This is a genomic window from Streptomyces sp. SCPE 10 (assembly GCF_051980735.1).
Taxonomy (GTDB): domain Bacteria; phylum Actinomycetota; class Actinomycetes; order Streptomycetales; family Streptomycetaceae; genus Streptomyces; species Streptomyces misionensis.
This window is the reverse complement of the sequence record NZ_CP197069.1, coordinates 562,566-576,816: the sequence shown is the minus strand read 5'-3', so window position 1 is coordinate 576,816 and position 14,251 is coordinate 562,566. Positions and strand designations below refer to the sequence as shown.

Annotated in this window: 10 protein-coding genes and 1 pseudogene; 7 read left to right on the top strand and 4 right to left on the bottom strand. The window is 74.6% G+C overall.

Features of this window, described 5'->3' with window-relative positions:
- Nucleotides 1-2 precede the first annotated feature (2 nt).
- The gene (locus tag ACSP97_RS02695) at nt 3-1,112 is read left to right on the top strand and encodes a sensor histidine kinase (RefSeq protein ID WP_355530610.1); all 1,110 of its coding nucleotides are present in this window, start codon (nt 3-5) and stop codon (nt 1,110-1,112) included.
- 89 nt (nt 1,113-1,201) lie between these two features.
- On the opposite strand, the gene ACSP97_RS02690 is transcribed toward ACSP97_RS02695, so the two are convergent.
- Complete coding sequence (locus ACSP97_RS02690; protein ID WP_440556231.1) at nt 1,202-2,746, bottom strand: penicillin-binding transpeptidase domain-containing protein; 1,545 nt, start codon at nt 2,744-2,746, stop codon at nt 1,202-1,204.
- Nucleotides 2,747-2,962: 216 nt separating this feature from the next.
- Between ACSP97_RS02690 and ACSP97_RS02685 the strand changes: the two are divergent.
- Nucleotides 2,963-5,419: pseudogene (locus ACSP97_RS02685) on the top strand (SpoIIE family protein phosphatase); the annotation flags it as partial.
- Between the two features lie 102 nt (nt 5,420-5,521).
- Here the strand turns inward: ACSP97_RS02685 and ACSP97_RS02680 are convergent.
- The 3 genes from ACSP97_RS02680 to ACSP97_RS02670 form a co-directional block, all read right to left on the bottom strand.
- On the bottom strand, nt 5,522-6,694 hold the full coding sequence (locus ACSP97_RS02680; protein WP_440556230.1) for a PP2C family protein-serine/threonine phosphatase: 1,173 nt from the start codon (nt 6,692-6,694) through the stop codon (nt 5,522-5,524).
- 146 nt (nt 6,695-6,840) lie between these two features.
- Entirely contained in the window at nt 6,841-6,996 is a 156-nt protein-coding gene (locus tag ACSP97_RS02675) for a DUF6131 family protein (RefSeq protein WP_355151474.1), read from the bottom strand.
- Nucleotides 6,997-7,126: 130 nt separating this feature from the next.
- Entirely contained in the window at nt 7,127-7,696 is a 570-nt protein-coding gene (locus tag ACSP97_RS02670) for a TetR/AcrR family transcriptional regulator (protein ID WP_440556229.1), read from the bottom strand.
- A 294-nt stretch (nt 7,697-7,990) separates the two neighbouring features.
- Here ACSP97_RS02670 and ACSP97_RS02665 point away from each other — a divergent pair, with 294 nt between their 5' ends.
- The 5 genes from ACSP97_RS02665 (at nt 7,991) to ACSP97_RS02645 (ending at nt 14,205) form a co-directional block, all read left to right on the top strand.
- A complete protein-coding gene (locus tag ACSP97_RS02665; RefSeq protein ID WP_355151478.1) occupies nt 7,991-8,563 on the top strand; it encodes a 2Fe-2S iron-sulfur cluster-binding protein in 573 nt (190 codons plus the stop codon).
- Nucleotides 8,560-9,552 carry an FAD binding domain-containing protein gene (locus ACSP97_RS02660; protein WP_355151480.1) on the top strand — a complete coding sequence of 331 codons (993 nt, stop codon included), beginning with the start codon at nt 8,560-8,562 and terminating at the stop codon, nt 9,550-9,552. Before ACSP97_RS02665 ends, ACSP97_RS02660 begins: the two co-directional genes overlap by 4 nt.
- Nucleotides 9,549-11,696 (top strand): xanthine dehydrogenase family protein molybdopterin-binding subunit, encoded by a 2,148-nt coding sequence (locus ACSP97_RS02655; RefSeq protein ID WP_440556228.1) that lies wholly within the window; start codon nt 9,549-9,551, stop codon nt 11,694-11,696. The genes ACSP97_RS02660 and ACSP97_RS02655 overlap by 4 nt, the downstream gene beginning before the upstream one ends.
- Nucleotides 11,689-12,828 carry an XdhC family protein gene (locus tag ACSP97_RS02650; protein WP_355151484.1) on the top strand — a complete coding sequence of 380 codons (1,140 nt, stop codon included), beginning with the start codon at nt 11,689-11,691 and terminating at the stop codon, nt 12,826-12,828. Before ACSP97_RS02655 ends, ACSP97_RS02650 begins: the two co-directional genes overlap by 8 nt.
- Nucleotides 12,829-12,894: 66 nt before the next feature.
- Nucleotides 12,895-14,205: an FAD-dependent oxidoreductase gene (locus ACSP97_RS02645; RefSeq protein ID WP_440556227.1), complete on the top strand. Its 1,311-nt coding sequence runs from the start codon at nt 12,895-12,897 to the stop codon at nt 14,203-14,205.
- Nucleotides 14,206-14,251 lie beyond the last annotated feature (46 nt).

Sequence of the window (14,251 nt, the reverse complement as noted above, 5' to 3'; positions counted from 1 at the left end):
CCGTGCGCGACGCCCTCCTCATCGCCCTCTACGCCTTCGCCGGCGCCGCCGTCACCGGCCTCGCCGGGGCGTGTGCCCTGCGGCTGATCCGGCGGCGCTCGCTCACCGCCTCGCTCGCCGTGGTCGCCGCGGTCGGCGTGGTCGCCATGCTCGCGGGCACGCTCGCTGTCGCCTGGGCCATGTTCCTGTCCCCGCACGACCTCAGCGTCGTCACCACCGTCGTCGCCATGGCGGCCGTGGTCTCCCTGGTCACCGCGCTGCTGCTGGGTCGCTGGGTGGTCGCCCGCAGCCGCGAACTCGCCGTCGCCGCGCGCGCGTTCGGCGACGGCGGTGCGTTCGCCGCGCCCGGCGGCCCCGCCACCGCCGAACTGGAGGACCTCAGCCGGGAGCTGGCGGCGACCAGCGCCCGGCTCGCCGAATCCCGCGACCGGGAGCGGGCGCTGGAGGCATCCCGGCGGGAGCTGGTCGCCTGGATCTCGCACGATCTGCGCACCCCGCTCGCCGGGCTGCGCGCCATGGCGGAGGCCCTGGAGGACGGGGTGGCCGCCGACCCCGCCCGCTATCTGAGGCAGATCCGCGCCGAGGTGGAACGCCTGGACGGCATGGTCGGGGACCTCTTCGAACTCTCCCGCATCCACGCGGGCACCCTGCCGCTGAGCCTGTCCCGCGTCTCCCTGTACGACCTGGTCGGCGACGCCCTGGCCGGCGCCGGTCCGCTGGCCCGGGAGCACGGGGTACGGCTGGTGGGCGAGCGGGTCGCACCGGTACCGGTGGAGGTGGACGGCCGGGAGATGAGCCGCGTGCTCGGCAACCTGCTGGTCAACGCCATCCGCCGCACCCCGCCCGACGGCACGGTGGCGGTCGCCGCGGAACGCACCGAGGACGGCGTGGTGGTGTCCGTCAGCGACGGCTGCGGCGGCATCCCGGACGCGGACCTGCCGCGCGTCTTCGACACCGGCTGGCGCGGCACCGACGCCCGCACACCGCCGGCGGGCGCGGGTCTCGGTCTCGCCATCGTCCGGGGCATCGTGGAGGCCCACCAGGGCCGGGCCACCGTGCGCAACATCCCCGGCGGCTGCCGCTTCGAGGTGACCTTGCCGACGGCGCCGTAGTCCGGCGCGGCCCCGGGCGGGCCGTGGCCCGGCTCAGTCCTCCCGGGCGAACTCCCGGGCCCGGTGACGTCACGGCTGCGCAAGACGGTTCAGCCCAGGCAGAGCACGAGCACGCACAGCTGGGTCCGCGTGGGGTCGGTGCCCGGGTCCTGGGTGCCGGTGGTGGGCGCGGGGGTGGCCGGGGGCGTGGGTGTGCCGGTGTGCGCGGGCGGGGCCGGCGGGGTGCTCCGGGGCGCCGGGGTTGACGGCGTGGCCGGGGCGGTGGGGGTGGCGGGGGTGGTGGAGGCCGGCCGGGCCTGCGACGGCGCCGGCCGGGGCCGGGTGGCCACGGCCTGGCGCACGGTGTCCGTGCTGACCGGGGTGCGCGCCGCCGGGGTGGGGCGGGTGGTGGAGGACGCGGACGGCCCGGGGGCGTGCTCGGGTGCCTGGTGCCGCGGTGTGCCGCCCATGCCGAAGACGTCCACGGCCTCGTCGTGCAGCGCGGAGGCGTCACCGTCGTGCACCAGGTAGTGGAAGCCGTCCTTGATGAACGACGTGTTGCACGAGACGGCGAAGGCCTGCGTCAGGTCGGAGCCCGGGTTGGGCTTCACCCCGGGATCGTTGTGGAACAGCTGGCTGTTGGCCATCAGCGAGTCGGTGCACGGCGCGGAGCCGGCCGGGGTCAGGCCCGCCTTGTCGAACAGGGCCGCGGCCGTGATGATCTTCATGGTGGAGCCGGGTGACTTGATGCCGTTGATGGCGATGTCCCCGTCGTCACCCGTGTGCGCGACCGCCAGGATGTGGCCGTTGCTCCAGTCGAGGGCCACGGTGCCCGCCGGCCGCCCCCCGAGGTGCGGGTCCTTCACCGCCGCCTCGGCGGCGGACTGGAGCCGGGCGTCGATGGTGGTCCTGATGACCGGGGCGCGGCCCTCGGTGAAGGTCTTCAGCGTCCTGACGCCCGTGCCGTCCGCGTCGACCACGGCGACGCCGGTGCCGGGGCGGCCGCCGGTGGCCTTGGCGTTCTGCCGGATCGTCGCGGCGATGTCCCGCAGGGAGGCGAACGAGGTGAGGTCCGTCTTCCCGTCGCCCGCCACCACCTTCGCGTCGCTCGTTCCGGCGGGCAGCGTGCCCGCGGTCAGCGACTGGTCGTCCCCGAGGCCCGGGTACAGCACGGAGTTGTTCCAGTGCACCGCCGCCGCGCCGTTGGTGCTCTTGCGTACGGCCACCGCGCTCGGGTAGCTCCAACTGCCGCCCGGCACCTGGGCGGTGACGGTGAAGGTGACCTTGGCCGCGCCCGGGGTCACGGGCGAGGCACCGGCCGAGCGGACCTGGGTGAAGGCCAGCTTCTCCAGGTGCAGGCCGTCCTTGTACTGGCGCAGCGCCTGGGCCGCGGTGTCCGGCGCGTCGGTGATCCGGGCCGCGCCGTCGAACTGCCGGCCGGACCAGTGGTCCAGGAACGTCCGGGTCAGCTTCACCGCCTCGGTCCCCGAGGGCGGTGTGGTCGACACCGTCGACGGGTCGAAGCCCGCCTCCTCGGTCCGGTCTCCGGCCGTGCCCCCCGTCAGCCCGTGCACGAGGTTGTAGGTGCCTATTCCCCCCGCGACGAGCAGCGCGGTGCACGTACCGGCTATGCCGATCTTCACAGCTCTGTTCATGTGCCGGATCGTATGGACGTTACATGAAGGCGCGGGGCACCTACTGCGTGATCGTTACCGGAATGTCAGTGCGCACCGCTCAAAAAAAGCGGCCGAGCCCCAAGTGGGCCGGGCGGACGGGGGCGGCCGCGGGTGCGCAGGAGTCCGATGGGCCGGGGCCGAGACCCCGCCCACCGAGGGGTTAAACCAGTCAATACTGGTGTAAAAGTGAGACTGATGGAACCAGCGCGCAAGAGCGACACCGCGGGCACGTCCGTGGGGTCGGCGGATCTGTTCGACGCGTCTGCCGACGCGGCCGCGGTGATCCGTGACGACGGCACCGTGGCCGGCTGGACCCGTGCCGCCGAGGCACTGCTCGGCTACCCCGCGGCGGAGGTGGTCGACGGCTCCGCCGCCCGGCTGCTCGCCATGCCCGCGGACCCGGCGCGGACCGCGGCGATCGCGGAGCGCTGCCGCGGCGGGAACGGCTGGAGCGGTCAGATCCGGGTACGGCACCGCGACGGCCACCTCCTCGACGTACGGCTGCGCGTCTCGGCCGCCTTCCGCATGGCCGGACGCGTCTGCTTCCTGGTCTCGGCCGGCGCGGAGCGCCCGCAGTGGACGATGGCCCAGTCCGTCCTCGACGGGTTCCTGGTCCGCTCGCCGGTCGGCATGGCCGTGCTCGACCGCGAACTGCGCTACGTCTGGCTGAACGACACCCTGGAGCGGATCGGCGGGGTGCCTCGCCCGGAGCGGCTGGGGCGGCGGCTCGGCGACCTGCTGCCCGGCCTGGAGGGCGAGGGACTGGAAGAGCTGATGCGCAAGGTGATCGCCACCGGCGTGCCGGTCACCGACTACGAGTACGCGGGCTGGAGCTGGGCCGACCCGCACCGCAGGCACGCCTACTCGACGTCGTTCTTCCCCCTGGTCGACGCCGACGACACCGTCATCGGCGTGTGCAGCATGGTCCTGGACGTCACCGAGCGCTGGGCCGCCCGGCGGCTGCTGACGATGGTCAACGAGGCCGGCGCCTGCATCGGCACGACCCTCGACGTACCGCGGACGGCCCAGGAGCTGGCCGACTTCGCCGTCCCCCGCTTCGCCGACTTCGTCGCCGTGGACCTGCTCGAACCGGTGCTCAGCGGAGAGTGCCTCGGAGCCTGGCCGGTCGGAGCGGGCCCGGCCCCCGCCCGGCCCGCGATGCGCCGCGCCGCGCTGTCCTCGGTGCGCGAGGGCTGCCCGGAGGCCGTCCACCGGATCGGCGAGCGGGTCGGCTTCCTCGCCGCGCCCTACGACGCCCGGACCCTGATCCAGGGCGACCCGCTGTTCCTGCCGGTCCTCGACCCGGAACAGGGCCCCTGGGTCACCGCGGAGCCGCGGCGCGCCGACCGCGTCCGCACATACGGCCTGCACTCCCTGATCGCGGTCCCGCTGCGGGCCCGCAACACCGCCCTCGGCCTCGTCACCTTCGCCCGTTCGACCAACGCGGTGCCCTTCGGCTCCGACGACGTCCTGCTGGCCCGGGAACTGGCGGCGCGGGCGGCGGTCTGCCTCGACAACGCCCGCCGCTACACCCGGGAGCACACGGCGGCCCTCACCCTCCAGCGCAGTCTGCTGCCCCCGGCGCTGACCGGCGGTACCGCGCTGGAGGTGGCCTCCTCCTACCTCCCGGCCGACCCGGCGGGCGGTGTCGGCGGCGACTGGTTCGACGTGATCCCGCTGTCCGGGGCGCGGGTCGGGCTGGTCGTCGGGGACGTGGTGGGCCACGGCATCGGCGCCGCGGCGAGCATGGGCCGGCTGCGCACCGCCGTACAGACCCTCGCCGACATGGAGCTGCCCCCCGACGAACTCCTCGCCCACCTCGACGACCTGGTGCTCCGCCTGGGTGCCGAGGACAACGGGTCCGGGGCCGCCGCGCAGAGCACGGCCGCCTTCACCGGGGCGACCTGCCTGTACGCCGTCTACGACCCGGTCACCCGGCGCTGCACCATGGCCCGGGCCGGCCACCCGCCGCCGATCGTCGTGCCCCCGGACGGGCCCGCCCACTTCCCGGAGATCGCCGCCGGGCCCCCGCTGGGCCTGGGCGGTCTGGCCTTCGAGACCACCGAGATCGAGCTGCCCGAGCACAGCCTGCTGGGCCTGTACACCAACGGCCTCATCCAGGCCTGCGACGACGTGGAACGCGGCATGTCCCGGCTCGCGCGGGCCCTCACCCGCGCCGAGCCGGACCTGGAGACGCTGTGCGCCGAGGCCGTGAGCGAACTCGTCCCGAGGCCCCAGCCCGACGACATCGCCCTGCTGCTGACCCGCACCCGCGCCCTGGGCGCCGACCACGCCGTCTCCTGGGAAGTCCCCGACGATCCGGCGGCCGTCGGCGAGATCCGCGCGCTGGCCGCCCGGCAGGTGATGGAGTGGGGCCTGGCCGAGCTGGTGATGACGACGGAACTCCTGGTGAGCGAGCTGGTCACCAACGCGATCCGGTACGCCGCCCCGCCGATCCGGGTACGGCTGCTGCGCGACTCCCGGCTGACCTGCGAGGTCGCCGACGCCAGCAGCACCGCACCGCGCCTGCGGCACGCCCGCAGCACGGACGAGGGCGGCCGCGGCCTGTTCCTGGTCGCCCAGCTCTCCCACCGCTGGGGCGCCCGCTACACGGGGGAGGGGAAGATCATCTGGGCCGAGCAGGAGATCCCCTAGGGGGAGCTGATGGCATGGCTGGGGTCTTTCGCTTGGGTCAGGCCGGATCAGGGCGCGGTGCCAGGGCCCGCGAGCCCGGCGAGACCCAAACGAGAGGTCCTAGGGTTCGGACGAGTCGTCCACGGACCGCGGGCCGCCGTCGAGCAGGCAGGCGGCGAGGGCGGCCGTGTCGTCCTGGAGGCGGTCGCCGCTGTAGTCGAGCAGGTCGTGATGGAGCCGGTCCAGCAGCGTGCGGGGCTCCAGCGGGCCCCACGAGCGCAGCCGCCGCGCCAGCGGGTAGAAGACGCCGTTCGCGTCCCTGGTCTCGGTCACGCCGTCGGTGTACAGCAGCAGCTGCTCGCCGGGCCGGAAGGGATAGCTGTCGATGTGGTGCGCCTCCGTGAGCAGCATCCCGAGGTTCAGTGGTGGGCCCGACCGCCCGCTGTCCAGCTCCCGTACCTCGTCGGGGCGGATGAGCAGCGGCGGCGGATGACCGCAGTTGACGACCCGGACGACCCGGCCGTCGGCCGGGATCTCGACGAAGACCGCGGTGACGAACCGCTCGCCGGTCTCGCTGCCCCCGATGTGCGCGGCCCGGCGGGACACGCTCTGTTCCATGCGCCGGGCGAGGGCGGCGAGGTCGGGCTCCTCGTGCGCGGCCTCGCGGAACGCGCCGAGCACCGCGGCGGCCGTCTCGACCGCGAGCAGGCCCTTGCCGCGCACGTCGCCGATGAGCAGCCGGACGCCGAAGGCGGTGGGGACGGCCTCGTACAGGTCGCCGCCGATGCGCGCCTCGGCGGCGGCCGAGAGGTAGAAGCTCTCCAGGCGCAGATTGCCGATCCGCCGCGGCAGCGGGCGCAGCAGGACGCGCTGCGCGATGTCGGCCACGAACCGCACGTCGGCCAGGGTGCGTTCACGGTGGATCCGGTGGGCGGCGAGGATCGTGCCGAGGGCACCGACCAGGACGGTGCACACGTAGTCGGCGACGTAGTGGCGGTCCCACAGATAGCCGACCGAGCGGCCCGCGCAGCACGGGGTGCCGGCCAGGACGCCCTCCAGGACCACGGCGAGGGCCGTGGCGCCGGCGACGACGAGGGGGCCGTGGGCGAAGGCGGTCACCAGGGGGAGGGCGACCAGCAGAAAGCTCACCGGCCAGTCGACGGGGGTGAGCGGTTCGAGGATCAGGACGACCGCGACGTAGCAGACCGGGAGCCAGCGCATCCAGGCCGGGGACACCGGCGGTCCGGTGCGCGTGGCGGCACCGGCCACCGGCTGGCGACGTGGACTACGCACACGGGACTCCTGTCACGGGCCGGACGAGCATCCAGCCTGGTGTGCGGGTCCACGCCGCACCGGTCATTGCTCCACTCAGCGGCATGTTCCGCCGCGGGGTCCCCCGGCACGGGCCGGGGGACCGGTTCACCAGTAGTGCCGCCGGTTCACCAGTAATGCCGCCGGCCGCCGACCGCGTGACCCATCGACCCCAGGATCCACAGGATCGCGCCGACCACCAGAAGGATGATCCCGATGGTCCACAGAATGGATATCCCGGTAAGGAATCCGACGATGAGCAAGATGATGCCTAGGGCGATCATGGCCCGCCTCCTGTCGACGAACGTTCCTGGTCACCGAGTGCCCCGAAGTGCGCGAAGTCATCACGCGGGCGCCGAAATTCTGGTCGGACGCGCCGGGCGGGGGCGCCGCGGTCCGGGCGCGGCGCGGTGGTCACCGCCCGGGCGCGCCGCGGCGCAGGCCGTCCATGACGAGGTCGAAGAGCCGGGTGGCGCGGGGCCGCCAGTTCTCGTGCGGGTCGAGCTGCCACAGGCCCGCTATGGCGAGCAGCAAGTCCTCGGCGGTGACGCCGGGCCGGATGGTGCCGGCCGCCTCGCCGGCCCGCAGCAGGAGCTCGGCCGCGTCGGACACCGGGGTGTGCGCGGGCTTGGCCGGGCCGCCAGGGGTGCTGGTGGCCTGCCGGATCGCGTCGGCCAGGCCGGCCTTGGTCATCGCGAACTCGGAGAGCCGGTCCATCCAGGCGCGCAGGGCCTGTTCGGGGGGCATCGTCTCCAGCAGCCGGGTCGCGCTGTCGGCCACGTTCCCCATCTCGTGGCGGTAGATCTCCAGGACCAGTGCCTCCCGGCTGGGGAAGTTGCGGTAGAAGGTGCCCTGGCCGACGCCCGCCTTGCGGGCGATGGCGCTCAGCGGGGCCTCGGCGCAGCGCGACAGCTCGGCGAGGGCCACCTCCAGGATGCGCTCGCGGTTGCGCTGCGCGTCCGAGCGCCGTGGTGAGTCCTGCATGTGCGGCACCCGTCCTCCCCGAGGGTCGTGGCCGAACCTCGCCCTTGCTAAGCGGACAACTGTCCATTACGTTTCCGTAGTAACGGACACCTGTCCGGTTGAAGTCCACGATAGCTGCCGGACCCGCCCCAGTGGCAGACACCGGCCCCCGTTCATCCTTCCGATTACCCGCACCCGCGCCCCGCGCGGTCCCGCCCCCCAGCACGCTCGCACCGCCCGGCGGCCCGTCCGCCGGTCCGTCCGCTCCCGTACAAGCTGCCCGTCGGCCGCTCCGGAAATGCGAAAGAAGCTGCCATGGCCACCTCGACGTCCAGTGTCGTCACCCTGCACATCAACGGCGAGAAGTTCACACTGCCCGTCGACCACCGCACCACCCTGCTCGACGCCCTGCGTGAACGCCTCACCCTGACCGGCACCAAGAAGGGCTGTGATCAAGGCCAATGCGGTGCCTGCACCGTCCTGTTGGACGGGCGCCGGACCGTCGCCTGCCTGCAACTGGCCGTGGCGGCCGAGGGACGGGAGATCACCACCATCGAGGGCGTCGCGGAGGGCGACCGGCTGCACCCGGTGCAGCAGGCCTTCCTCGACCTCGACGGCTTCCAGTGCGGCTACTGCACGCCGGGGCAGATCTGTTCCGCGATCGGGGTGCTCCGGGAGCACGCGGAGGGGCGGCCGAGCGCCGTCACCGACGACATCCGGCCCGAAGCCGGGCCCCCACCGCTGACCGCCGAGGAGATCCGGGAGCGCATGAGCGGCAACCTGTGCCGGTGCGGCGCCTACGTCGCCATCGTGGACGCCGTGGCCAAGGCGGCGGCGGACCCGCGGACCGACGGTGCCGCGCTCGTGTCCGAGGAGGGTGTGGCATGAGGGAGTTCGACTACCAGCGGGCCGCCGACGTCGCCGGTGCCGTCGCCCTGCTCGGCGCCGACCCGGACGGCCGCTATCTCGGCGGCGGCACCAATCTGGTCGACCTGATGAAGGCGGGCGTCGAGCGCCCCGGCCGACTGGTCGACATCCGTGAACTGCCCCTCGACCGCGTCGAGCCGACGCCCGAGGGCGGGCTGCTCATCGGTGCCACCGTCACCAACGCGGACCTCGCCGCCCACCCCGAGGTGCGGCGCCGTTACCCGGCGCTGGCCCACGCCCTGCTGGCGGGCGCCTCCGGGCAGCTGCGCAACATGGCGACGGTCGGCGGCAACCTGCTCCAGCGCACCCGCTGCGGCTACTTCACCGATGCCACCGGGCCCTGCAACAAGCGCGTGCCCGGCAGCGGCTGCCCCGCGCTGGAGGGCGAGCACCACAATCACGCCATCCTGGGCGCCTCCGAGCACTGTGTGGCCGTCCACCCCTCGGACATGGCCGTCCCGCTCACCGCCTTCGACGCCGTCGTACGGTTCGAAACCGCCGACGGGCCGGGCGAGTTGCCGCTCACGGAGTTCTACCTCCCCGTCGGCGACACCCCGCAGCACGAGACCGCGCTGCCGGCCGGCGCGCTGATCACCGGCGTCGTCCTGCCGCCCGCGCCGGTCGCCGCCCGCTCCCGCTACCGCAAGGTGCGCGAGCGCGCCTCCTACGCCTTCGCCGTCGGCTCCCTCGCCGCCGCGCTCGACGTCCGCGACGGCGTCGTCCACGAGGCGCGTCTGGCCTTCGGCGCGGTCGCCTCCCGGCCCTGGCGGGCCCGTGCGGCCGAAGACGTGCTGACGGGGGCGCCGGCCACCCCCGAGACCTACGCCGCCGCCGCGGACGCCGAACTGGCCGCGGCGCGCCCGCTGCCGCACAACGGATACAAGGTGACCCTGATGCGCAACCTGGTCGTGGCCGTGCTGACCGAACTCGCCGAGGAGGCCGCCCGATGACCACCGCCCCCACCCGCGAGACCGACACCCGCGCACCCTCCGTCGGCACCGCCCGCACCCGCGTGGAAGGCAGGGAGAAGGTCACCGGCGCCGCCCGGTACGCGGGCGAGATCCCCTTCACCGGCCTCGTCCACGGCTGGCTGGTCCTCTCCACGGTCGCCCACGGCCGCATCCGCGACCTGGACACCGACCCGGTCCTCGCCATGCCGGGCGTGCTCGCCGTCCTGGACCACCGCAACGCCCCGCGCCTGAACACCGACTTCGCCAGCCTGCTGGGCATGCGCCCCGACCCGACCTGTGCCGTCTTCCAGCACGACCGGGTGCCGCACCGCGGCTGGCCGGTGGCGCTGGTGGTGGCCGAGACCTCCGAACAGGCCCGGGAGGCCGCGGAGTCGCTGGTGGTGCACTACGAGGAGGAGCCCCACGACACCGACTTCGGCGCGGACCGCCCCGACGCCTACCGGGCGGACGGCATCATGCCCGCGGTCACGGAGAAGGGCGACCTGGAGGCACGGCTCGCCGAGTCCGCCGTCGTGCTGGACGCCGAGTACACCACCCCCGAAGAGCACCACAACCCGATGGAACCGCACGCGGCCACCGCCCACTGGGACGGCGACCGGCTGGAGGTGTTCGACTCCAACCAGGGTGCCACCTGGGTCGTCGGCGACCTCGCCAACCTCTTCTCGATCGATCCGGCCAGTGTGCGGGTGCGCTCCGAACACGTCGGCGGCGGCTTCGGCAGCAAGGGCGTGCGCGCCCACCAGGTGGCCGCCGTGATGGCCGCGAGCGTGCTGCGCCGCCCGGTGCGCGTGGTGATGACGCGCCGGCAGATGTTCACGCTGATCGGCTACCGCAGCCCCACCGTCCAGCGGATCAGGATCGGCGCCGACGCCGACGGCCGGATCCGCGCCCTGGAACACCGCTCGCTGAGCGCCACCTCCACCGTGTTCGAGTTCGTGGAGCCCAGCTCCGGGGTGACACGGGTGATGTACGACGCCGACGCCCACCGCACCGAGAACCGCGTGGTGCGCCTCGACGTGCCGTCCCCGACGTTCATGCGGGCCCCCGGCGAGGCACCGGGGTCGTTCGCGCTGGAGTCGGCGATGGACGAACTCGCAACGGCGTGCGGGCAGGACCCGGTCGCCCTGCGGCTGCGCAACGACGCCGCGCGGGGGCCGGTCTCGGGGCTGCCGTTCGCGAGCCGCCGGCTGTCCGACTGCTTCCGGGAGGGCGCCCGCAGGTTCGGCTGGGCCGACCGCGACCCGCGCCCCGGACTGCGCCGCGACGGCCGCTGGCTGCTCGGCACCGGCACCGCGGCGGCCTCCTTCCCGGCGGGCGTGGCACCCTCCACGGCGACCGTGACCGCCCACCCGGACGGCCGCTTCACCGTGCGGATCGCCGCCGCCGACATCGGCACCGGGGCCCGTACCGCGCTCACCCTGGTCGCCGCGGACGCGCTGCACGTCGACCCGGAGCGGGTCCAGGTGCGCATCGGCGACAGCGACTTCGGTCCGGCGATGATCGCCGGCGGTTCCATGGGCACCCGCTCCTGGTCCTGGGCCGTGCAGACCGCGGCCCGGGAGGTGCGCGAACGGCTCGCCCTCGGCACCGACATCCCGGCCGAGGGGATCACGGTCCGCGCCAACACCGCCGAGGCCATCGGCGCGCTCACCCCGGCCGAACGGCACTCGTTCGGCGCCCAGTTCGCCGAGGTGGCGGTGGACCCCGGCACCGGCGAGGTGCGCGTGCGCCGGATGCTGGGCATCTTCGCGGCGGGCCGGATCGTCAACCCGCTCACCGCACGCAACCAGCTGCTCGGCGGCATGATCTGGGGCATCTCCATGGCCCTGCACGAGGAGGCGGTGCGCGACCGCGCCTCGGGCGGCCTCGTCGGCGCCGATCTCGCCGGCTACCACGTGCCCACCCACGCCGACGTGCCGCGCATCGAGGCCGACTGGATCGACGACCCGGACCCGAACGACCCGGTCGGCATCAAGGGCATCGGCGAGATCGGCGTCGTGGGTGCCGCGGCCGCCGTCGCCAACGCCGTCTGGCACGCGACCGGCGTACGCCACCGCACCCTGCCCATCCGGCCGGACCGTGTCCTGTCGGCGGCCGCGGGGGAGGGAGCCCCGGATGCTTGACCTGGCCGCGGAGCTGACCGGGTGGCTGGGCGAGGGCCGGGAGTTCGCCGTCGCCACCGTGGTCTCCGTCGGCGGCAGCGCCCCGCGCGACCCCGGCGCCGCGCTCGCCGTGGACCGCGCGGGCACCGTGATCGGCTCGGTCTCCGGCGGCTGCGTGGAGGGCGCGGTCTACGACCTGTGCCAGGAGGCGCTGGAGACCGGGCGGAGCGTGGTCGAGCGGTTCGGCTACAGCGACGAGGACGCCTTCGCCGTGGGGCTGACCTGCGGCGGGGTGATCGAGGTCCTGGTCACCCCGGTGGGCGCGCAGGCGCCCGCCCGGGCGGTCCTCGCGCAGGCCCTCGCGCTCGCCGCCGAGGGCGGTCCCACGGCCCTCGTCCGGGTCGCCCGCGGCCCGGACGGCCTGCTCGGCCAGGCCCTGCTGGTGCGGCCCGACGGCCCGTACGAGGGCACCCTCGGCGGGCACGCCGACCTGGACCGGACCGCGGCGGCCGAGGCCCGCGCCCTGCTGGAGGCGGGGCGCACCGGCACGGTGGAGGTCTCCGAGGACGGCTCGCACTGCCCCGGCGGCCTCACCCTGCTGGTCGAGTCGGACGTGCCGCCCCCACGCATGATCATCTTCGGGGCGGTGGACTTCGCCGCGGCGCTGGCCCGGGCCGGGAAGTTCCTCGGCCACCACGTGACCGTCTGCGACGCCCGGCCCGTCTTCGCCACTCCGGCCCGCTTCCCGGACGCCGACGAGGTGGTGGTCGACTGGCCGCACCGCTATCTGCGGCGCACCGCGACCGACGCCCGCACGGTGCTGTGCGTGCTCACCCACGACGCGAAGTTCGACGTACCGCTGCTCAAGGTGGCCCTCGGCATGCCGGTGGCCTTCATCGGTGCGATGGGCTCGCGGCGCACCCACGAGGACCGTGCGCGGCGGCTGCGCGCGGAGGGCGTGAGCGAGGCGGAACTGGCCCGGCTGCGCTCGCCGATCGGCCTCGACCTGGGCGCCCGCACGCCCGAGGAGACCGCCCTGTCGATCGCGGCGGAGATCGTCGCGGCCCGGCGGGGCGGCACCGGGGTCCCGCTGACCGGCGGGCGGGCCCCGATCCACCGGGACCGGCCGCCGGCCGTCGCGGCGGGGGTGTGAGCGGGCGCCCGCGGGGGTAGTTATTCATCGCCGGATGAATTACTGCTCGAGCGAAGGGCAGGAGCGATGGACACACGGGACAGGACCACGTGCTGCGTGGTGGGCGGCGGCCCCGCGGGCATGGTGCTCGCACTGCTGCTGGCCCGCTCCGGCGTCGAGGTCACGGTGCTGGAGAAACACGCGGACTTCCTGCGGGACTTCCGCGGCGACACCGTCCACCCCTCCACCCTGGCGCTGCTGGACGAGCTGGGCCTGGCCGAGCGCTTCGCCCGGCTGCCGCAGCGCCGGGTGCGCACCGTGCGGCTGCCGGTCGACCCCGGCCGCCCGGAGGTGAAGGTCGCCGATCTGTCGGTGCTGCGCGGTCCCTACGACTACGTCGCGATGGTGCCCCAGTGGGACCTGCTCGACCTCCTCGCGGACGAGGCCCGCCGCGACCCCGCCTTCGAGCTGCGGATGAACACCGAGGCGACCGGCTTCCTGACCGAGGGCGGGCGGGTGACCGGCGTGCGCTACCGCACCGCCGACGGCCGCACCGGCGAGCTGCGCGCCCTGCTCACCGTGGCCTGCGACGGCCGCGGCTCGCTCGCCCGCAGCCGGCCGGAACTGGGACTGCGCCGGTTCGCCTGCCCGATGGACGCCTGGTGGTTCCGGCTACCGCGCCGCGCGGACGACCCGGGCGGACTGGTCGGCCGCGCGGGCGACCGCTTCCTCACCGCGATGATCGACCGCGGTGACTACTGGCAGTGCGCCGTCCTCATCCCCAAGGGCACCGACCAGGCCCGCCGCGCCGCCGGACTCGACCGGTTCCGGGCCGAGTTCACCGCCGCCGTCCCCTGGCTCGCCGACCGGGCCGGCGTCCTGCGCTCCTGGGACGAGGTCAAGCTCCTCGACGTACGCCTGGACCGGCTCCGCCGCTGGCACCGCCCCGGCCTGCTGTGCATCGGCGACGCGGCCCACGCCATGTCCCCGGTCTTCGGCATCGGCATCAACCTCGCGGTGCAGGACGCCGTGGCCACCGCCCGCCTCCTCGTCACACCGCTGCGCCGCGGCATCGTGCGCCCCCGGGACCTGCGCGCGCTCCAGCGCCGCCGCATGCCCACCACGGTCGTCACCCAGGCCCTCCAGCGGGCCGCCCACGCCCGGATCGTCCGCCCCGTGCTCGAGGGCCGGCCGCCCCTCGGCGGCGCGGACCGGGCGCGCCGCGTCGCCCGGCTGCTCGCCGGTTCCCCCCGGCTGCGCCGGCTGCCCGCCTACTTCATCGCGTACGGCGCCCGGCGCGAGCGCCCGCCCGCCGCGGCCGTCCGCGCGGGGCGCCGCACGGACGGCCGGCAGCCGGGAAACCCGCGGGCGGCGGCCGGTGAGCCGGATCATCCATAACGATCTTGGCGAAAACCTTGTGCAATGCCCGGGCGCCCCTAGCCTC